The following is a 19045-nucleotide window of genomic DNA, read 5'->3' on the forward strand; positions in this document are numbered from 1 at the left end:
CGAATCTCAACTCCATTTACCATATCTGACCTGCAGCTACGCCAGGATGTCAGTTCGGATTCAAGTTCAGATCCGGACGAGGCCTTGATGTTGGCAAGATGTTGTCGTTAACTTCCCGGCAACACGTGTCCGGCGATGCGGCCGTTTCCTCGCCCTGCGTGCGCTCACTGGTTCACATCCGGCCATGCAGGTGGCCCGTTCGGTGAAGGTGATCAATGACAACATCGGGCACGCCCTGCCGTGCGGCCACTCCGCTCGCCCGGCGCCGCTTCCTCACCGGGGTGACCGCGGGCGCGGCCACCCTGGCGGTGGAGGGTTGCGCTCGCGGCAGCAGCACGTCCCCCGAACCGGGGACCACGAGCATCTCCAACGACAACGCGACCTGGGACGAGGGCTACCGCTCGGCCGGACACGCGCTCAAGAAGATCACCGGCTATGCGCTACGGCCCCTGTCGAACCCCTCGGTGACCTCGTACCAGCAGGTCGTCCAGATGACCATGCAGACCTCCAAGGCCACTGATCTCGTCAAGTGGGCGTCCGGCTACCAGCTCAAGCGCCTGGCACGCGCCGGTGGGCTCACCGACCTCTCGCACGTATGGGACACGTACGCGGCAAAAGGGTGGGTACGTGGTGCGACGCGCGAGACGGTGTCCTACCACGGCAAGGTCTACGGCGTTCCCCTGTACGAGTCGTACTACGTGCTCTTCTACAGCAGGCCGGTGTTCCGGAAACTGGGGCTGTCGGTGCCGGGAAGCTGGGCCGAGCTGCTGCACTGCGCGGAGGTACTCAAGCGGAACAGGATCACGCCGTTCCTGGCCAGCCAGGTCGGCGGATGGCCCGCGATCGAGTGGTTCCAGGAGTTCGTCACGAAGGTCGATCCGCGCTTCTACCAGAAGCTGGTGGCCGGCCAGGCCTCCTATCTCGACGCCCCGGCACGCCAGGCGATGGGCCTCTGGCACGACTTCATGCGCAAGGGCTGGATGACGTCGCCCGACTTCGACCAGGCCCGCGGGCCCGGCGCGATCAAAGCGGGCACCGTGGGCATGTTCCTGCACGGCACCTGGCAGGCGCAGGGGATGAGCGCCGCCGGCATGAAACCGGGCGTGGACTACGGCGCTTTCATCCTCCCCTCCGTGCGAAGCGCCACGCCGAAGAGCGTGATCACCGAGTCAGGTGTCTTCACCGTCCCCGCCCGTGCCTCCTCGCACACGGCGGCCATGTCCAACGTCGGCGCCTGGCTCGCCCCGCCGGTGCAGCGGGTGTGGAGCGACTTCCTTCAGGACAGCTCCGCCAACCCCACGGTCCGCTCGGCCAATCCGGTCGTGGCCCAACTGCAGCAGGACATCATCCGGGAGCACCGCCTCCCACTGATCAGGTACTGGGAAGCCAGCCCACCCAGTCTCATTCAGGGCAACACCGACGACCTGGGCGGCTTCATGGCCGGGCAGACGTCGCCGACCACCACGCTGCGCCGGATGCAGGAACGTGCGCAGGACGAATGGGCGGCTTGGAGGCGTGACGAGGCATGAGCACCTTCTCGACCCAGCAACGAACGCACATCGCCGGTGAACGACCTCCGGCGACACCCGCGGATGACGACCGCCTCCTTCCAACGCCGCACACCTGGCGCAAACGGCGCGAGCGCCTGACGGCAGGTGCGTTCATGGCACCCGCGGTGCTGCTGGTCGCCGCCTTTCTGCTCGCCCCCTTCGTGTGGACGATCTACCGCAGCTTCTTCAGTGACTCCAGGACCTCGCCGTTCAGCTGGTTCGACAACTACTCGCTGTTCGCCTCCGATCCGGCTCTGGCCCGCTCGATCCAGAACACCCTGATGTGGGTGGTGGGCACGGTCCTCCTGCCCTTCGTGCTCGGGCTCGCCATCGCGTGCCTGACCAACGCCACCCGCTGGTCACGCCTGGCACGGCTGTGCGTCGTGCTCCCCTACGCGCTGTCGGGCTCCGCGGTGGCGGTGGTGTGGAATTTCATGCTCACCACCGACGGCGCCGTCAACCAGGTTCTGACAACGTTGCATCTGGGTTCCCTGGCGCACGGCTGGCTGCTGACCTGGCCCGGCAACACCGTCGTGATGATCCTGGCCAACGCGTGGCAGGCCACGGGCGTGGCCGTCATCCTCTTCCTCGTCGGCCTGCAGTCCATCCCGCCGGAGACCGTCGAGGCCGGAGCGCTGGACGGCGCGGGGAGCTGGCAGCAGTTCCGTTACATCGTCCTACCGCAGCTCAGGCCCGTGTCGATCATCGTGATCGGCATGAGTCTCGTCAACGGTCTCAAGTCGTTCGACCTGATCTGGGTGCTCACCCAGGGAGGCCCCGGACGAGCCACGGAGACCCTCGCGGTGTCCATGTACAACGAGACCTTCCTGGACATGCGGCCCGGCGCGGGGGCGGCGATCGCAGTCGTCCTCACCGTGATCGTGCTGGCGGCTTCCTGGCTCTACCTGCGCCGGCAGCTGGACGTGAAAGGCGAATGACCATGTCTCTAGGCCGAGTTCTGCGCAACGGCACCGTCGTGGTGCTCGCCGCACTGTGGCTGGTCCCGACGTGGCTCCTGGTGGTCAACGCACTGGTGCCGGCGGATGAGTACACCGGCGGCCCGCACTGGCTGCCCAGCAGCTTCGGGCTGTTCGACAACATGTCCCAGGCCTGGGACAAGGCCCAGCTCGGTCCCGCGCTGGGCAACAGCCTCCTGTACGCCGTCGTCAGCGCACTGGCCGCCGTCGTGCTGGCTTCGTGCGCCGCGTTCGCGACCATCGTCATGCCCGTGAAACGGCAGGCGCTGTGGTTCTGGCTGATCTACTCCGGCACGCTGCTGCCGCTTCAGGTCTTCATCCGGCCGCTGTTCCTGTCCTACGCCAAGTCGTCGCTGTACGACACCCAGATCGGGCTCGTGCTGATCTACACAGCGATCGCGGTCCCCTTCGCGTTCTTCGTCATGCGCAACTACGCCCTCACCCTGCCGCGAGAGGTCATAGAGGCCGCGAGAGTCGACGGTGCCTCCTGGTGGCGGCTGTTCTGGCAGATCCATGTCCCGCTGTCCCGATCCGCCATGATCGCCGTCTTCGTCTTCCAGTTCGTGGCCGTCTGGAACGACCTGATGTTCGGCATCACACTCACCACGAGCCGCAACATCAGGCCCATCATGGCCGCCCTCGCCGATCTGCAGGGCAACTACTCCAACGTCGGGCCCCCGGTCGTTCTCGCCGGCGCCCTGCTGGTCTCCCTGCCGACCCTCGTGCTGTTCTTCTCCGCCCAGCGCTTCTTCATCAGCAGCCTCAAGATCCACCGCTGACCCGTGCACGTTCCCCGCTCGCCACGAAGGGCAACCATGCTGAGATCGCTGCTTCGCCGTGCAACCGTGACCGCCGCCTGCGCAGGCCTGCTCTGGACCGCCGTCCCCGCACACGCCCAGCCCACCGGATCCTCGCGCTCCCACCCCGTGTCCCCTGCCGCCTGGGCCGACCGCGCCACCGAGGCGTACGACGCCCTCCAGGCCCACCTCTACCAAGGCGAGGACCAGCACGGCCTCTACCTGGAACGCACCCCCCGCCAGGCGTCGGACCCCGATCACTCCTATCTGTGGCCGATGCGGGAGGCCGCGGCAGCCACGGTCGACATGCGGCGACTCCCGCGCACCGGCTCCGCGCACCGCACGGAGGCGGCCGAGCGCTTCGACACCATCGAGCTGTACTTCGCCCCCGGCGAGCGACCCGGCTACCACTCCTACCTGCCCGCTCCGCTGGGACCGGGCGGTGACGTGTACTACGACGACAACGCTGTCATCGCCCTGAGCGAACTGGACCAGTACGAGAGCACCGGCGACCGCACCTACCTGGCCCGCGCCGAGCAGGTCGTGCCAGTCGTCACCCGGGCCTGGGACACCGACACCACGAAGGCCTGCCCCGGCGGAATGGACTGGTTCGACGCGCCGGCCAACACCATCCGCGCCACCAACGTCACCTCTCTGTCCGCACAGCTCGCCGCCAGGCTCTACGAGCACACGCACAAGCGCGCCTACCTCGACAAGGCGAAGCAGTGGTACGGGTGGGTCCACTCGTGCATGCGCCAGGCCCCGGGCCTGTACGTCAACGACCGCGGGGACGACGGCAGCACGGACCCGACCCTGTGGACCTACAACTCCGGTTCCATGATCGGGGCGGCCACCGCCCTCTACCGTGGCACCGGCAACACCGACTACCTGCACAACGCCGTCGAGGACGCCCACGCCTCCCTGGCGTACTGGACCCAGGACGACCGCCTGCACAACCAGCCGGCGATCTTCAACGCCTTCTACTTCAAGGACCTTCTCGCCCTGGACGCCGTCCGGCCCGACCCCGCCTACCGCAAGGCGATCAGTACCTACGCGGACAACACCTACGCCGACAACCGGGACACCGCCACCGGCCTGTTCCACTTCCAGCCCTCGGGCGGCGGCGACTACGACCCCGCCGTGCCGGCCGAGACCCTCGAACAGTCCGCCATGGTCCAGATATTCGCCACCCTGGTCGGCCACGACCGCTGAGCCCCCCGGCACCCGACCCGCCCCCGCTCGTGACATCGCGCCCGACAGCGCATCACCCGCCCTCGACCCGAAGGACACCACGCACCATGTCCAAGCCAGCACTGACCCGGCCCTCCTGGTGGGACTCCGACATCGCGCGCGACATCCTGCGCGACCGTGTGGTCACCACCAGCACCGGCATCGGCGACATGCAGGTGCAGTTGTCGGGCGAACCACTGCTGCGTCATGACGGCAAGGGCGGGCTGCTCCAGTCCATCCGGCTGCGCATCCGCCCCGGCGCCCGCTCGAACGACGGGCCGCCACGCGTCACCCGGGTTCGCGTCACCACGAGCGGGGGCACGCCCGTGCACCACGAGATCCTGCACGGCCCCGGTGCCGACACCCGCATCCTGGTACCGAAGGTCGACGCGCCCACCGCGCTCCTGATCGAGCTGCCCGACCTCGAAGAGGGCACCCTGCTCCCCTTCGAGGCAGGCCCGCAGCGTCACTGGACGCTCCATCTGGTGCAGCACTCCCACCTCGACATCGGTTACACCGACCCCCAGGGGCGGGTCATGGCCGAGCACCGCGCCTACCTCGACTCGCTCCTCGAACTGTGCGACGACACCGACGGCCGGCCCGAGGCCGCCCGCTTCAGGTGGGCCGTGGAGGGCTTCCACTCCTTCGAGGACTGGCAGGCCAACCGGCCCCACCGGCAGGTCGAACGCTTCCTGGACCGGGTACGCGAGGGCCGCATCGAACTCACGGCGATGCCGTTCAACCTCCACACCGAAACGTGCTCCACCGACGAGCTGCACGAACTCCTGCGCCCCGCGACGGACCTACGCCGCCGTCACGGCATCGACATCGCCACGGCGATGCAGACCGACGTGCCCGGCCAGGTCGTGGGCCTGCCCGACGTCCTTGCGGACCACGGCATCCGCTACCTCTCCGTGGCGCACAACTGGGCCGGACGCGCCGTACCGCACCATGTCGGCGGAGAACACCTGCCCCGGCTGTTCCGGTGGCAGGCCCCGAGCGGCAACAGCGTCCTGGTCTGGCGCACGGACACACCGCACGGCCTGGCGTACATGGAGGGCTCGATCCTCGGCTTCGACGAGTCCTACGCCCGCGTCGACGACCTCCTGCCGGCCTACCTCGGCGCCCTGGCCCGCTTCCCCTACCCCCACGAAGGCCGAGGGATCCCCGGCTTCCCCGCCCTCGACCGCACCGCCACCGCCGACCCCTACCCCTGGGACGTGCTGCACCTCCGAGTGCTAGGCAAGTTCGCCGACAACGGCCCGCCCCGCCGGATCATCTCCGACACGGTGCACCGCTGGAACGAGCAGTGGGCCTTCCCCCGACTGCGCGCCTCCCGGAACCAGGACTTCTTCGAGGACGCCGAGAAGCGCGTAGGCGACCGGCTGGAGACCCACCGGGGCGACTGGAGCGACTGGTGGGTCGACGGGGTCGGCGCCGGAGCCGTCCCGCTCGCGGCCACGCGACGCGGTCAGGCCGCCGTCGCCGAGGCGCAGACCGTGGCCGGGTACGCCCAGCTCATGGGCGTACCCGGCGGCCGGGCCGTCACCGAGGCGGCTCCTGCCGTCTACCGGGCGGCCTCGCTGTTCAACGAGCACACGTGGGGTGCGGGTGACCCCTGGACACACGGCGACCACGGCCACGGCTCCGGCGAGACCCAGTGGCACTGGAAGTACTCCCAGGCGCTGCGCGCCCACGACGACGCGGAGACTCTCCTGGACTCCGCGGCCGCTCTGCTCGGTGAGGCCCTCGCGTCCCACTCGGACGCGCTGGCCTCGTACTACGCCGTCAACACCTGTAGCTGGTCCCGCACGGAGACCGCACGGATCTTCCTGCCCGAGAGCACGGTGGCGCTCGACGATGCCGTCCAGGTCCTCGACGCCAGGACGGGAACGCCCCTGCCGTTCGTGGAGGAGGAACAGCGCAACGACCGGCACCGGGCAGCCGGCCGATTCCTGCACGTGCCCGTGACGGACGTGCCGGGCTGCGGAACCGTACGCCTGGACATCCTCCCCGCCACCGCCGACGCGGAGGACGAGGAGACCGAGGAGACCGAGGAGACTCTGCCCGCGGATCCGACCGTCCTGGAGAACGAACACCTGCGCGTCACGATCAACCTGCGCGAAGCCTGCATCGGGTCCATCGTCGACAGACACACCGGCCGCGAACTGGTCCGCCAGGACGCCGTCATCGGCTTCAACGGCTATGTGTACGACGAGTACGCGACGGCCGGCGCGTTCAACCACCAGTCCAGCAAGACCGTCGCCGACGACTCGATGCATCTGCTCGCCTCCCGCACCACGGCACCGCCGGCGGCGCTCGTGGACCGCACGACGGACGCCACCGGCCACACGCTGGTCTACGAGTGCGCACCGGCCGGCGCCCGCAGGCTCCGCGTACGGGTGCATCTCCCCCATGACGCGGCACGCATCGACGTGGAGAACCGCATCGACAAGACCGCGACGCTGACCAAGGAGAGCGCGTTCTTCGCCTTCCCCTTCGCCTTGGACGACCCTGCCGTACGTATGGAGGCGACCGGGGGCGTCACGGGTACGGGGCGTGCGACCGTGCCTGGCTCCGCCACGCACATGCGAGCCGTCCGGCGCTGGATCAGCCTGAGTGACGGCCGGCATCACGCCACGCTGACCACGACGGACGCGCCCCTCGTCCAGCACGGCGGGATCGCCATCCCCTACGCCCCCTACCCCCCGTCACTGCCGCGGACGGAACCGGCCACCGTCTTCTCCTGGGTGCACAACAACATCTGGGACACGAACTTCCCGGCCCAGCAGGCCTTCGACCACGTCTTCCGCTACAGCGTCGCCTTCGCCGCCGCGGCGGGTCCCGCTGCCTCCGCCGCACCGGAGTCCGCAGGTCCAGGAGAGGAACTGGCCATGCGCACCGCGGCAGTGACCGGTCACCCGCTCGTGGCGGTCCGCGCCCGGGCCGAGTCCCGGCGCGAACTCCCGCCCCAGGTGCGGTTCCTGACCGTGGAGGACCCACGGGTACGCCTCGTGGGCCTCACCGTCCCGCACGAGGACGCCGTCATGGTCCGCTTGCAGTCCTACGCCGAGACCGGAGTGACCTGCCGCTTGAACATCCCGTTCCCCTTCACTCAGGCACGCGGGACCACCTACCTCGGGCTCGCGCCGCAGGAACTCGATCCGGAACCCGCGGGCACCGTCTCGATCGACGTGCCCGCACTCGGAACGGCTGCCGTCATCTTCCGGCTGGCTCCGTCGACGGATACGTGATCGCGTTCCTGCTCACCGTCCGCCCCGTCGAGACGATCGAGGTCTCCTCGGCAGCGCGGAGGTAGGGGTGTGGGACGGGTGCGGGTGCCCCCGGGCCTGGTTCTGCGGTGCCAGGGTGCGTACGACGTCGAACTCGTTGCCCTCCGGATCTGCCATGACGACAGCGGATCCTGGTACAGCCTGTGCCTGTATCCGGCCGGACGCCGGTGCCATGCCGAACAACACGAACTCCACCGAGAGCACACCTATCGGCCTGCTCACCGGCAAGGTCCTGCTCATCAGCGGCGCCAGCCTCGGCATCGGGGCGGCCGCGGCCCGGCTCTTCGCCTCCGAGGGCACGGCCGTCGTACTCGCCGCCCATAGCACGGACGCCCTGAATCGCGTCGTGAAGGAGATCCGTGCCGACGGCGGCGTGGCCGACGCCGTCGCGCTGGACCTCGCCGACACCGCGAGCATCCGCGCCGCCGTCGACCGCATCGAGGAACTGCACGGGCGGCTCGACGGCGCTTTCAACAACGGCGCGTTCAGCCAACAGAGGGGGTGCTCACGAGTGGGTCCGCACGGTGATCGTTTCCCCGGCGGGCCGGGGACAGCCACCGAATGCTCGGACCGGGTGGGGACGACGGTGCGTGCCGAACATCGACGGCGGGTGTGCGGAGCAGGGAGTGTCGGCCGCCGCCCTTTCCCCTTCATGGGCACAGAGATCGTCACGGTACTAGCGCTTTCCCGGGCGGCCGTCGTACTCCTCGCGGGCGGCGAGGACTTCCTCGATGTGTCCCACCGACCACTCCGTGAGCGCCTTCAGGGGACCCCGCAGCGTCTGGCCGAGCGGGGTCAACTCGTACTCCACGCGGGTCGGCACCTCGGGGTACACCGTCCGCAGGACCAGTCCGTCGCGTTCGAGGGTGCGCAGCGTCTGGGTGAGCATCTTCTCGCTCACTCCCGCCAGCCGCTGCCGCAGTCGGGTGAACCGGCACGCCCCGTGCCTGCCGAGTTCGCCGAGCACGAGAACCGACCACTTGCTGCCGATCTGGTCGAGCACGTCACGCGAAGGGCAGCCACGCGCGTACGGGTCCCATGACGGTATGGGCTCGGTCACATCCTCGGCGGTCGTCACACTGCTCACCTCGTTGCTTTCCTTCGGGTTGCCACCTTACCGAGAAGTGGCTCCTTACCAAAAGAGAGTGACCAGTTCAGGGTATGTCTCGTGCCGCGGGAGGTCCGCGGTAGGAAGGGACGAGCCCATGTCAATCGTGATCACCGGAGCCTCCGGTCAGCTCGGCGCGCTCACCGTCGAAGCACTGCTGGCGCGCGGGGTACCGGCCGCCGACATCGTCGCGACCGGTAGGGACATCGCCACGCTCAAGGGCTTCGCCGACCGCGGCGTCGTGGTGCGCCGGGCCGACTTCGCGGAGCCGGACAGTCTCGCGGCAGCCTTCGAGGGCGCGGACAAGCTGCTGCTGGTCTCGACCACGACCGTGGACGAGCGGGTCGCCAACCACCGCCGCGCCATCGACGCCGCAGTGGCGGCAGACGTGTCGCTGGTGGCGTACACGAGCATGTCGCACGCGGACAGGGCCACCACGATCCTCGCCTCCACCCATCGCGCCACGGAGGAGTACCTCCGGGAGCGCGCCATCCCCAGCGTGATGCTGCGCAACAGCTGGTACCTGGAGAACTACACCGCCCAACTCCCCCAGGTACTGCGCGACGGAGCAGTTGTCGGGGCGGCCGGCGAGGGCAGGATCAGCGCCGCGTCCCGCGCCGACTACGCCGACGCCGCCGCGGTCGTACTGACCACCAGCGGCCATGCGGGCGAGGTGTACGAGCTGGGCGGCGACAAGGCGTTCACCCTGACCGAGCTCGCCGCAACAATCTCGGCCGTCAGCGGGAAGCAGATCACGTACACCGCCCTCCCGGCCGACGGACTCGCCCAGGTACTGACCCGTGCCGGCCTGCCCGCCGGGCTGGCGCACGTCCTCGTCGACGCCGACCTCGGCATGAGTCGCGGCGAGTTGTTCACCGCTTCCGGTGACCTGCGGCGCCTGATCGGACGGCCGACCACGCCGCCGGCCGACGCGATCGCCGACGCACTGCGCTGACAGGCGCCTACGGCCACCGACTCGCTTTTCCCACTTGCCCACGTCCCTCCCGGTCACCCGAGGAAAGGTCCTTAACGATGTCCACCCGCACCACCGCGCACGCCACTTGGCAGCGCACGCTCCTGACCCTCAGCGCGGCGTCCGCCGCCCTGGCCGCCCTCACGCCTCCCGCCACCGCCGCGCCCGCCCACGACCGCAAGGACAACGACCACACGATCACGGTCGACGGCAGCCGGGCCTTCCCCGAGAGCGTCGCGGTCGACCACCACTACGTCTACACCGCCAGCATCGCCGACGGCGCCGTCTACCGCGGACGCCTGGGGGCGAAGACCCTTGAACCCTTCCTGCCGGGCGGCCAAGGGGGCCGTACCCAGGCCGCCGGGATCAAGACCACCGGCAACCGCCTGCTGGTCGCCGGCGCTTTCACCGGCCGCTTCTTCGTCTACACGAACACCGGGAAGCTCGTTTCTTCCTACACCGTCCCCGACACAGGCACGTCCACCCTCGTCAACGACGAGACCGTCGCCCCCGACGGGGACGTCTACATCACCGATTCCTTCCGCGCCGTCGTCTACCGGATTCGGGCCGCCGAGGTGAACGCCCCCGCCACCGGCGCCCATCGGACCCTGGAGGTGGCCTACCGACTGCCGGACTACGTGGTCGGCCAGTCCAACGGCAACGGCATCGTCACCACCCCCGACGGCAAGTCGCTGATCATCGGCTACTGGTACAGCGGCGCGCTCTACCGGCTCACCCTCGCCACCGGCGAGATCCGCAGGATCGCCGCACCGGCCCTGCCGAGCGCCGATGGGCTGGCACGGCGAGGGAACACCCTGTACATCGCCCGTTCCGTGAACAACGAGGTCGACGCCGTGCGGCTGTCCGGCGACGGCACCCGGACCGCCGTACTCTCCGCCCGCACCTACCCCGGGGCGGACACCACCACCGGTGTCGCCGTGAACGGGAACCGGCTGCTGGTGACCAACTCCCAGATGGACACCTTCCTTTACGGCGATCCGCTGACCAGCCCGGCCTTCACCCTCGACAGCCTGCCGCTGCGCTGACCCCGCGCCATCGGTTCGGTGCCGCGCTCGCGGCGGGTGGGCCTTCGCCTACGCCGTCGCCTGGCCACCGGCAAGCTGACCAAAGCCGGCTGACGGTCCGCTCACGTCGGCGCCCCGGAGGTGTCGGTGTGGGCGGTGACCCGTCCGCGGCTCGCGACGTCCGGTCCCTAGGCTGCGGATGAACGGGCGCCCACCGAGGTCCGGGGCACGCTCCAGCTGGCGAGCAGGGCCAGGGCCTGGGCGGAGGAGGAGCCGAGTTCGGCGGTGTACAGGCACACGGTCTGGTCCGGGTCGTTCGAGAGGCTCAGCGCTTCGTGGTGCAGGGTCAACTCGCCGACCACCGCGTGGTGGAACAGCTGGGTCCCGTATCCGCAGTCGTCCAGTTGGTGGCTCGCCCACCAGGCCTTGGACTCCGGCACTTTGGCGCCGATCTCGCCGATGAGGTCGTTGAGGCGAGTGTCGTCGGGGTGACGTCCCGACGACATCCGGAGGTTGGCCACGATGGTCCGTGCCATGGCCCCCCAGTCGTCGTACAGCTTCCGCGCGTCCGGGGAGAGGAGAACGAAGCGCGCGAAGTTGCGCTCCCGGGTCGGCAACGCGTCGAAATCCGTGATGAGCGCCCGGACCAGGTGGTTCGAGGCCAGGACGTCGAGCCGGTGGTTGACGATGAAGGCCGGTGCGAGGGCCCCCAGTACCTCCAGCATCTGATGCGCTTCCGGCCGCACCCGCTCGACACGTGCCCGGTTCCGCGAAGGCTGTGCGCCGCGCGGGCGGGCGAGGTGGAAGAGGTGGTCGCGCTCGACCGGGCCCAGCCGCAGCGCGCGAGCCACGCCGGCCAGCACGCTCTCGGAGACGTTGGGGTGCCGCCCCTGTTCGAGGCGGGTGTAGTAGTCGGTGCTCACACCGGCCGGCCGGGCCACCTCTTCACGCCGCAGACCCGGCACCCGGCGGGGCCGGCGGTACGTTCACCCAGGCCGTGCCCGGGGTCGTGGGCGAGGGTTGCTGGGCACGGGCGGGTGCCGCCGTGGCGAACAAAGCGGCACCCGGACCAACCAAGCCGTCACGAGGTCGAATCCGCCTCGCGGCCCGTGTGAAGGGAAGGATGACATGAACGACTCCCTCGTTCGGGCGGGGCCGAAGAGGAACACGTCGAGGCCGGCCACCGTTGGAGGGGCCGGCCACGACACGTGTGTCAGCAGTTGCGGACGGACCAGACGGGGCTCCAGTCCTGGTCACCCACCTGCGGCGGGGAGAAGGCGCGCAGCACGTTCCCGTTGGCGTCGTAGAGGTAGGAAGTGACCGACCCGGTCTGCTTGTTGAGGTAGTAGCCGTTGCCGGACCAGTTGGACAGGGAGTACCGGTTGCAGGTGTAGAGGTAGAAGATCTTCCACTTGGACACGGTCGGATCCCACACTTCGAGGCAGAGGTTCCCCGGGCCGCAGGTGAACGTCTGGTCGTCCGTGCGGTAGCTGACGGTGGTGGCCGGAGAGATCGTCGGGGAGACGGCGGCCGCGGCCTGTGCATGGTTACCGGTACGAGGGCCGGAGGCGGTTGCCGCCTGTGCCGGACCGGTGGCGAGGACGGCCATCAGCATGCAGAACACCATGCCGATGATGCCGAGCAGCGAGCGCTTCACGCGCATGGATGAAACCTCCGTGGAGACGGCAGCGGGTCATCTGGGACAGCGGCACGGAACGTGCCATGACGGCGACGATCGCCTATCGCGCGAGCCCGACGGAAGCCCTTCGAACCTCCTCGAAAGGCCGCTGTCACCGGGCATGGCCGCATCACGCCCACCGACGGCCAACTGCCCCAGGCCGCAAGCCCGTTGAGGCGTGACCGGCCCACAGGACGGCAACGGTACGGCCCACCCCGCACCCGCGGGGTGGACCCCGTCCGGAGTGCGACAACCGCACGGATGGAAAGCTGCCCGCCCCGGGCGCCCCAGCACTCGACGAGGTCTCCACCGAGTTCATGGAGAACCCCGGAAGTCCTGTTCGTGCTGCGAACCGGTGTCCCTTGACGGGACGCCACGGCGGAGACCATGAGCCTGCATGCAGCCCTGCCGACCGAACTGCGCCGCGCCGGTCTGCTGGACCTGGACGACTGTTCCGTATATGGGTCGGGTCACACGTCCGGGCGCTCAAAGGGCGGACCATGTCGGCCTCACACATCGATCGCGCCCGCACCGGCTCCAAGCACCACTTGATCGTCGACCGCCACGGAACCCCGCTCACCGGCGGCAATCGGCACGACGCCACCCAGCTCCCGCCCCTGCTGGACGCAGTCCGTCCCGCCGATCCGGGGTCCGGGGGGACGTTCCCACAACAGGCCACGGCGTCTGTATGCCGACCGGGGCTACGATTTCGACAAATACGCCCGTCTCCGGCAGTGGTGGCGGGTTTCGCGCTCCTCCTCAACTGACTGGCGTCGTCGGTGCTTCAGGCCCGCAACGGCCGAAGTGCCGCCGACGTAGGGCCGACTGGCCTGCGCCCTGCTGCGCCGCCGCGATCATGTGAGCGTCCGATCCGGCGCCTTGGTTCACCGCTGGGCGCTGTCACGGACGTGATGTTCCAGATTGGTCCACCAGCCCGAAAGGTCTCGGGCCGGCATGCCCCGAGTCTCGGGCTCGGCCACCAGCCGGGTAAGGAGCTCAAGTTCGTCTCCCATGGCGAAGGCATACACGAGGCGCTTGAGCACCTCGCGCTGGTCGGTCGTGCCGTGCGCGGCGTGGACGTGCTGGTGGAACACGGCACGCCAGTAGGTTTCCGGGCTGCGGCCCCCGATGTGTCCCAGTGCGTGGACCGCCGCCAGCGCGACCGCCCGGGGAACGCCCCGTGCAAGCGTGAGGCCCGCGACGACGGCTCGCTGCTCGGGTCCTCCGAGAACGCGCAGGGCGTGCAGTATCGGGATGGCTCGGTCCCCGGTGCGCAGGACCCCGACCCGGCGCAGGTCGGCGGCCAGCGCGGACGCGATCTGAGGTCCGTAAGGGCTGGCACGCAGCATCATCGCCGTGTAGAGCCGGACGTCGGCCACCGGGTGGTGGAGGAGATCGTCGATCAGAGTGCCCAGGATGGTTGCTGCCGGTCCACGTCCTGGCTCGTCGAGCCGGCCCAGGACACGGGAGACGGTGATCACGGCGGTGGCCGGGTCGGTCAGCGAGCCGTGCGTCACGATGGCGTTGAGGGCGAGACCCCCGTCGGATGCCGAGGTGGTGAGGCGGGCCCGGTGAGCGGCGGACAACGGCAATCGGTGCAGGAGTACCGCTGCGGCTTCTGCTGCGGAAGGCGGCAGGGAGAGGTGCGGACCGGTCAGGACGCCGTCCACGACGTCCACCAGGGTCCGTGTCTGCTCGGTGGTGAAGTGGTGCTTGCGGGTCTTGCGCGCGGCGGCGAGCAGGGCCCCGTAGCGGGTGTCGGCGGTCGTGGGGTCTGTGAGCTGGCGCAGTACGGCCCTGCCGGCGTCCGGATGCGGGCTGCCGTCCAGCGCGCACACCGTCTCGATCAGCCCGACGTGTTCGGGTTGCTGCGCGACGTCAGCGCACACGGCGATGGCCTCGGGTCCCCACAGCGGATCGGCCAGCAGCCTGCTGAGGGCTTCGAAGCGGCGCATCCAGGCAGCGCCGCCCGCTACCACGGTCTCCTCCAGCAACCGCTGCACGACCGCGTGACGGACGCGGCCCGGAAAGATCTGTCCGCCTTCGTAGGCGGCCCATCGGGTCAGGTCGTCCCAGTCGGTGCCGGTGAGGACTCCTCCGTCCAGGATCCGGGCAAGCAGGTCCTCCACACGAGGCCCGGGGCTTGGGGAAGGGTTGTTGCTGCGATCCGCCCGCAAGAACGCCGCCGCCGTCGTACCTCCCTCGTGGCGGGCTACGGTCTGGATCGGCGCCAGCAGGTGGCAGGCGCTCAGACCGAGCACGTCCTCGTAGCGGCGGACGGCTGAGGCTGACACCGGGACCAGGCCGTTCTCCCAGCGCGACAGGGAACTGGGAGAGATACCGGTGGCGTGCCGGGGGTCCTCGCAATAGGCGCGGGCGAAGCCCGCCAGCCGCCGCAGCGCCGGATCGGCATGGCACAGCCGGTGGGACCGCAACAGCCAGCCGGCCCGCACCTGCCATGGAGTCCAGCCGATGACCGCAGGCACGGCCGGGACCATACGCGTCATGTTCGCCCCCACCTGTGCCGGCCCAAAGTCACTCCACTTTGGACCCGCTGTCCCCGTGGCCGCGAGACCGATTCCGGACACGGCGGACACGCCGGGCATCACGAAGAGACCCGAAGAATGCGCCGTAGCAGAGAGAAGGAGCGGCTGCAACCGCTGTTGCACGGGCGTCGGTGGCCTGGAACACGGCGGCCAGTAGGTGGGCGGCCCGCCTACAAAGGAACTACACGATAAACCCGCCCAGAGGGACAGAGGTCAACATGGTGAAGCTCCCCCGCATCCGCCGGGCTGTGGCAGCTGCCGCAGCCATCGCCGCCTTGAGCGGTACAGGAGTGGCCCTCGCCTCCCCCGCTCTGGCCAGCGGCGCCTCCACAAGCGGTGCGTCCGTGTACTCGGACCAGTGGAAGAACGGCTACCGCGGGTACGTATCCGGGGGCGTGATCCTGATCTGCTGGGCCGACGGTGCGTGGTCCAACGGGACCAACCGCTGGTTCGCTGTCTACTACGGCGCCGGCTCGGGATATATCAACGCCAACCTCGTGGGCGGTCAGTACACCGTGAAGGCGTGCTGACGCACCGTGCATGACGGTCCATCAGCAGGCGGCAGCACGCGTCGGGGGTAGGCGTGCTGCCGCCGCCCCCTCGGGCCCGCGGGGGAACTGCGCGCCGCTCTCAACGACTGAGTACTGATCCTGATGCCCTCATGACGACGAGAAGCGGGCCGAAGGCGGAGGCGTCGTAGAGCACACCTCAGTTGCTTCAAGTTCATGGAGAGGCCGGATGTCGCAACAGCCACCAGACCGCACTGTGCAAAATCTGAGCATGGCCGACAAGATGCTGGGCCGGGAACTCGTGCGGCATGACACGAAGGCCAGTCTGCTCATCGCAGTCGACGGTGGCATCTTGGCACTGGTCGCGGCAATCACTCATAGCGAAGACCTGGGTTGGGACGTATGCCTGCCGGCGACATTCGGGCTCGCCGTCTTCAGGCCGGCCTTAGGCGGCCATGCCGGAGAAGGATGGGAACTATGGTCGGATTTAGACCGCGACAACCTCATGGTTCACATGAGGACGGATCGGAGCCCGGAGCGTGTTCTCTTCCTCTCGCGGATAGTCCGCCGCAAGTTCCGGCAACTGCGGCTCGCCGTTGACCTCCTGATTGCCGGGTTGCTCCTCTTGGCCGTCGCCACGTCCATCGCAGCGGTGAGGCGTTGAGGTAAGTCGCGACAACGCGGCACTCGCATCGCCTCCGCTCCCACTGGCTTCGTCACCAAGGTGCTCGGCTGTCCGCTCTTGTCCAGGTACACGGGCGTCGGTCACTCCACATTCCTGAACCCGGGAGTGTGCTGTCCGTGACACTGATGAACGCGGTGTCGCCGTCCTTCGGCGTGGCGTTCAGCACGGGCGATGAGCGCGTGTTCTTCGTACGGCTCTGGTGCAACAGCGTGTAGAGCGTTCCGTCAGGTGGGGCTCCGTCCGGGGCTGTCCGGGTGGTGTGTGATCTACGAACCCGCCGAGGCCGACGCCGACCACCGGCGTCGGCACAACGTCCGCCGCCGATAGGGGCCTGGAGCTCTCAGAGGACTGACGTGTGCCGATGCTCGCAGTCGGCGTCGAGAGCGATCGTTTGATCACCGTGGATGTTCGTGGTCCAAGCCCCTGCGGGGATCACCTCCCACCATGTCGAGGGCCATCAGCTCCATTCAGGACCGAGAGCCCCGTAGGTCGCTGGGGTCATGAACCACTGATCGGATGCAGGGCCTTCGAGCCCCTCCACTTCTGGCAGGCTCGCACGCTCAGCCCAGTGTGAACTTCTGGGCCGCGGTGCCGTTGCAGGTCGCGATCTGCAGCCGGGTCCCGTTGGCCGTCGCGCCGCTCGGCGAGTCGAGACAGCGGCCCGACTGCGGATTGAGCAGCGAACCGTCAGCCTGCTGAACCCACTTCTGGCCACCCACACCGTTACAGTCCCACAGCTCGACCTTCGTCCCGTCCGCCGTACCGTTGCCAACGATGTCAAGGCACCTGCCGAGCGTCGACAGCGAGCTGTCGGAGCGGTGGTACCAGTGTTGGTCGATCGCCCAGGACTGGCAGTCCCAGAGCTGTACGGCCGCGCCGTTACCACCGGTGTCGTCGGCGTCGACGTCAACGCATTTGCCGCCGGGGCCGGTTGCCGGGCCGCCGCCGTTCACCGCGAACTTCTGGGCGGCGGTGCCGTTGCAGGTCGCGATCTGCAGCCGGGTCCCGTTGGCCGTCGCGCCACTCGGCGAGTCCAGGCAGCGGCCCGACTGCGGATTGAGCAGCGAACCGTCGGCCTGCTGAACCCACTTCTGGCCACCCACACCGTTACAGTCCCACAGCTCGACCTTCGTCCCGTCCGCCGTACCGTTGCCAACGATGTCAAGGCACCTGCCGATGGTGCTGAGCGAGCCGTCGGCGTTGTGCTGCCAGTGCTGGTCCTCGGCGTAGGTCTGGCAGTCCCAGAGCTGTACGGCGGTGCCGTTGCCACCGGTGTCGTCCGCTGCGGCGTCGACGCACTTGCCACCGGGTCCGGCGATCGTCCCCTGGGGGCCGTTGGGTATGTCCGTCTCACCGGAGTAGCCGACGGAGACGATGTTGGCCTGCACTGCGTTCTCGGCGGCGTCCGTCGGATAGCCGGCGACCATGACCCCCTCGAAGAAGGTGCCACGGTTGCGGTTGCTGTTGTCGCCGCCGGTGCCCAGGATGATGCCACCCTCCTGCTGCATGGGCCGGTAGCCGGCACGGGTGGGCAGGGCTCCGTCCCACCAGGTCGACAGCGCGCCGGACTGCGAGTTGCCGCCCTTGAGCGCGTATCTGGTCTGGCCGTTGTTCTTCAGCACAGCCGTCACGTAGGCGCTGTTGTTGCCCAGGTTGGCGGTGTTGGAGCCGTTGTTCCCCTGGAACATGCCGTTCTCCATGTCGGCCTCGACCCAGGGCCCCGAGCCGGTGCACGGGGCGAAGTAGCACGTCGTCGCGATGCTCACGGCATCCATGTGGCCGTTGCCGGTGTCGGCCGGTGTGCTCTCCGCGTTTCCGTAGTCGAAGCAGCAGTCGGAGCCCACGTGCGTGCCGCTGGCCACCATGTAGGCGCCCTCGGGCTGGCCGTTGACCGCGACGCCAGAGGCCACACCGGTGTAGCGGTAGCCCACGCCCGGCGAGATCCAGATGCCGTACACCTTGTGCCCGCCCGCGGTCACCGCGATCTCGCCGGCGTCAGCCCCACGGTCCACGCCGCCCGCTGTGCCTGCCGGGCCGGGGGTGAGGTCGTTGTGCCGCGACGTCTGGTCGTAGACCTTCGAGATACGGCAGGTCGTGTTCTGGCAGAAGGTGTCCTGCCGGCCTGCGTCGGCGTAGCCGCCCTGGGCCAGCAGGCCGATGTCCGCCGTGCCTCCGTCGGAGGCCCGGGTGACCTGGTACAGCGGGCCGTTGTACGACGACAGCAGGGCGCGCGTGGTGCTGTGCGCGGCGACGCAGGGGGTGCCGGCGGCTCCGTAGATGTCGCACGGCAGTGAGCCCGCCGCCTGTGACGTCGTGGGAAGGCCCACGACGAACGCGAGGACGAGCCCGAGAGTGGTGGCCGCCGTGGCCAGACATCTTGCCGCCCTTTGGGCCACTCGGGGACCTCGCCTTAAATCCGTCCAGCCAATCAAGCGACAAAGCGATGCGTGCATGAGAATCCATCCCGAGTTCGGTTTCGCGTGCAATGCGTCAATGGTCGGCACGGAAGTTACGCAGCCTGTTGATACTCGTCAATATTTGTTTCATTGCTTAAGAACTCCTTTGTCAAACGGTTCGAATGTGGTCGTTTTCATCGCGTCGAAGTCGAGCACCCGTCACTACACCCAGCGCGTCACCGTGACCAGCACCTCTGGGACGCCCTGGGAAGGTGATC

Annotated in this window: 14 protein-coding genes and 2 pseudogenes; 10 read left to right on the forward strand and 6 right to left on the reverse strand. The window is 68.8% G+C overall.

Features of this window, described 5'->3' with window-relative positions:
- The first annotated feature begins 215 nt into the window (after positions 1-215).
- From OG226_RS01305 to OG226_RS01325, 5 genes are all read left to right on the forward strand, one after another.
- Positions 216-1529: an ABC transporter substrate-binding protein gene (locus tag OG226_RS01305; RefSeq protein ID WP_329347394.1), complete on the forward strand. Its 1314-nt coding sequence runs from the start codon at positions 216-218 to the stop codon at positions 1527-1529.
- A complete protein-coding gene (locus OG226_RS01310; protein WP_443066845.1) occupies positions 1526-2488 on the forward strand; it encodes a carbohydrate ABC transporter permease in 963 nt (320 codons plus the stop codon). Before OG226_RS01305 ends, OG226_RS01310 begins: the two co-directional genes overlap by 4 nt.
- Before the next feature lie 2 nt (positions 2489-2490).
- On the forward strand, positions 2491-3306 hold the full coding sequence (locus OG226_RS01315) for a carbohydrate ABC transporter permease (RefSeq protein ID WP_329347396.1): 816 nt from the start codon (positions 2491-2493) through the stop codon (positions 3304-3306).
- Between the two features lie 66 nt (positions 3307-3372).
- On the forward strand, positions 3373-4536 hold the full coding sequence (locus OG226_RS01320; RefSeq protein WP_329347397.1) for a glycoside hydrolase family 76 protein: 1164 nt from the start codon (positions 3373-3375) through the stop codon (positions 4534-4536).
- A gap of 86 nt (positions 4537-4622) precedes the next feature.
- Positions 4623-7808 (forward strand): glycoside hydrolase family 38 C-terminal domain-containing protein, encoded by a 3186-nt coding sequence (locus tag OG226_RS01325; RefSeq protein WP_329347399.1) that lies wholly within the window; start codon positions 4623-4625, stop codon positions 7806-7808.
- A 102-nt stretch (positions 7809-7910) separates the two neighbouring features.
- On the opposite strand, the pseudogene OG226_RS01330 reads toward OG226_RS01325, so the two are convergent.
- Positions 7911-7982: pseudogene (locus tag OG226_RS01330) on the reverse strand (VOC family protein); the annotation flags it as partial.
- Between the two features lie 37 nt (positions 7983-8019).
- On the opposite strand from OG226_RS01330, the pseudogene OG226_RS01335 reads away from it, so the two are divergent.
- A pseudogene (locus tag OG226_RS01335) lies at positions 8020-8349 on the forward strand (SDR family NAD(P)-dependent oxidoreductase); the annotation flags it as partial.
- 174 nt (positions 8350-8523) lie between these two features.
- On the opposite strand, the gene OG226_RS01340 reads toward OG226_RS01335, so the two are convergent.
- Positions 8524-8925 carry a winged helix-turn-helix transcriptional regulator gene (locus tag OG226_RS01340; protein ID WP_329353284.1) on the reverse strand — a complete coding sequence of 134 codons (402 nt, stop codon included), beginning with the start codon at positions 8923-8925 and terminating at the stop codon, positions 8524-8526.
- Positions 8926-9052: 127 nt separating this feature from the next.
- Between OG226_RS01340 and OG226_RS01345 the strand changes: the two genes are divergently transcribed.
- Both OG226_RS01345 and OG226_RS01350 read left to right on the forward strand, forming a co-directional pair.
- Positions 9053-9910 (forward strand): NmrA family NAD(P)-binding protein, encoded by an 858-nt coding sequence (locus tag OG226_RS01345; protein ID WP_329347401.1) that lies wholly within the window; start codon positions 9053-9055, stop codon positions 9908-9910.
- Between the two features lie 77 nt (positions 9911-9987).
- Positions 9988-10974 (forward strand): SMP-30/gluconolactonase/LRE family protein, encoded by a 987-nt coding sequence (locus OG226_RS01350; protein ID WP_329347402.1) that lies wholly within the window; start codon positions 9988-9990, stop codon positions 10972-10974.
- A 167-nt stretch (positions 10975-11141) separates the two neighbouring features.
- Here OG226_RS01350 and OG226_RS01355 read toward each other — a convergent pair whose 3' ends face one another.
- From OG226_RS01355 to OG226_RS01370, 3 genes are all read right to left on the reverse strand, one after another.
- Positions 11142-11918 (reverse strand): helix-turn-helix transcriptional regulator, encoded by a 777-nt coding sequence (locus OG226_RS01355; protein WP_329347403.1) that lies wholly within the window; start codon positions 11916-11918, stop codon positions 11142-11144.
- Between the two features lie 248 nt (positions 11919-12166).
- The gene (locus tag OG226_RS01360) at positions 12167-12616 is read right to left on the reverse strand and encodes a hypothetical protein (protein WP_329347404.1); all 450 of its coding nucleotides are present in this window, start codon (positions 12614-12616) and stop codon (positions 12167-12169) included.
- Between the two features lie 899 nt (positions 12617-13515).
- Positions 13516-15138, reverse strand: coding sequence for a helix-turn-helix domain-containing protein (locus OG226_RS01370; protein WP_329347405.1), 1623 nt, complete (start codon positions 15136-15138; stop codon positions 13516-13518).
- A gap of 257 nt (positions 15139-15395) precedes the next feature.
- On the opposite strand from OG226_RS01370, the gene OG226_RS01375 reads away from it, so the two are divergent.
- A complete protein-coding gene (locus tag OG226_RS01375; protein WP_329347406.1) occupies positions 15396-15707 on the forward strand; it encodes a hypothetical protein in 312 nt (103 codons plus the stop codon).
- 250 nt (positions 15708-15957) lie between these two features.
- On the forward strand, positions 15958-16350 hold the full coding sequence (locus tag OG226_RS01380; RefSeq protein ID WP_329347408.1) for a Pycsar system effector family protein: 393 nt from the start codon (positions 15958-15960) through the stop codon (positions 16348-16350).
- 581 nt (positions 16351-16931) lie between these two features.
- Here the strand turns inward: OG226_RS01380 and OG226_RS01385 are convergent.
- The gene (locus OG226_RS01385) at positions 16932-18824 is read right to left on the reverse strand and encodes an arabinofuranosidase catalytic domain-containing protein (protein WP_443066846.1); all 1893 of its coding nucleotides are present in this window, start codon (positions 18822-18824) and stop codon (positions 16932-16934) included.
- Positions 18825-19045: the final 221 nt, after the last annotated feature.

The organism is Streptomyces sp. NBC_01261, assembly GCF_036226385.1.
Classification (GTDB): Bacteria; Actinomycetota; Actinomycetes; order Streptomycetales; family Streptomycetaceae; genus Streptomyces.

What these genes read in the sequence shown, in the direction of transcription:
- OG226_RS01305 (WP_329347394.1), top strand. Translation starts at nt 216, where the DNA reads ATGACAACATCGGGCACGCCCTGCCGTGCGGCCACTCCGCTCGCCCGG.
- OG226_RS01310 (WP_443066845.1), top strand. Translation starts at nt 1,526, where the DNA reads ATGAGCACCTTCTCGACCCAGCAACGAACGCACATCGCCGGTGAACGA.
- OG226_RS01315 (WP_329347396.1), top strand. Translation starts at nt 2,491, where the DNA reads ATGTCTCTAGGCCGAGTTCTGCGCAACGGCACCGTCGTGGTGCTCGCC.
- OG226_RS01325 (WP_329347399.1), top strand. Translation starts at nt 4,623, where the DNA reads ATGTCCAAGCCAGCACTGACCCGGCCCTCCTGGTGGGACTCCGACATC.
- OG226_RS01345 (WP_329347401.1), top strand. Translation starts at nt 9,053, where the DNA reads ATGTCAATCGTGATCACCGGAGCCTCCGGTCAGCTCGGCGCGCTCACC.
- OG226_RS01350 (WP_329347402.1), top strand. Translation starts at nt 9,988, where the DNA reads ATGTCCACCCGCACCACCGCGCACGCCACTTGGCAGCGCACGCTCCTG.
- OG226_RS01360 (WP_329347404.1), bottom strand. Translation starts at nt 12,616, where the DNA reads ATGCGCGTGAAGCGCTCGCTGCTCGGCATCATCGGCATGGTGTTCTGC.
- OG226_RS01370 (WP_329347405.1), bottom strand. Translation starts at nt 15,138, where the DNA reads ATGACGCGTATGGTCCCGGCCGTGCCTGCGGTCATCGGCTGGACTCCA.
- OG226_RS01375 (WP_329347406.1), top strand. Translation starts at nt 15,396, where the DNA reads ATGGTGAAGCTCCCCCGCATCCGCCGGGCTGTGGCAGCTGCCGCAGCC.
- OG226_RS01380 (WP_329347408.1), top strand. Translation starts at nt 15,958, where the DNA reads ATGGCCGACAAGATGCTGGGCCGGGAACTCGTGCGGCATGACACGAAG.
- OG226_RS01385 (WP_443066846.1), bottom strand. Translation starts at nt 18,824, where the DNA reads ATGCACGCATCGCTTTGTCGCTTGATTGGCTGGACGGATTTAAGGCGA.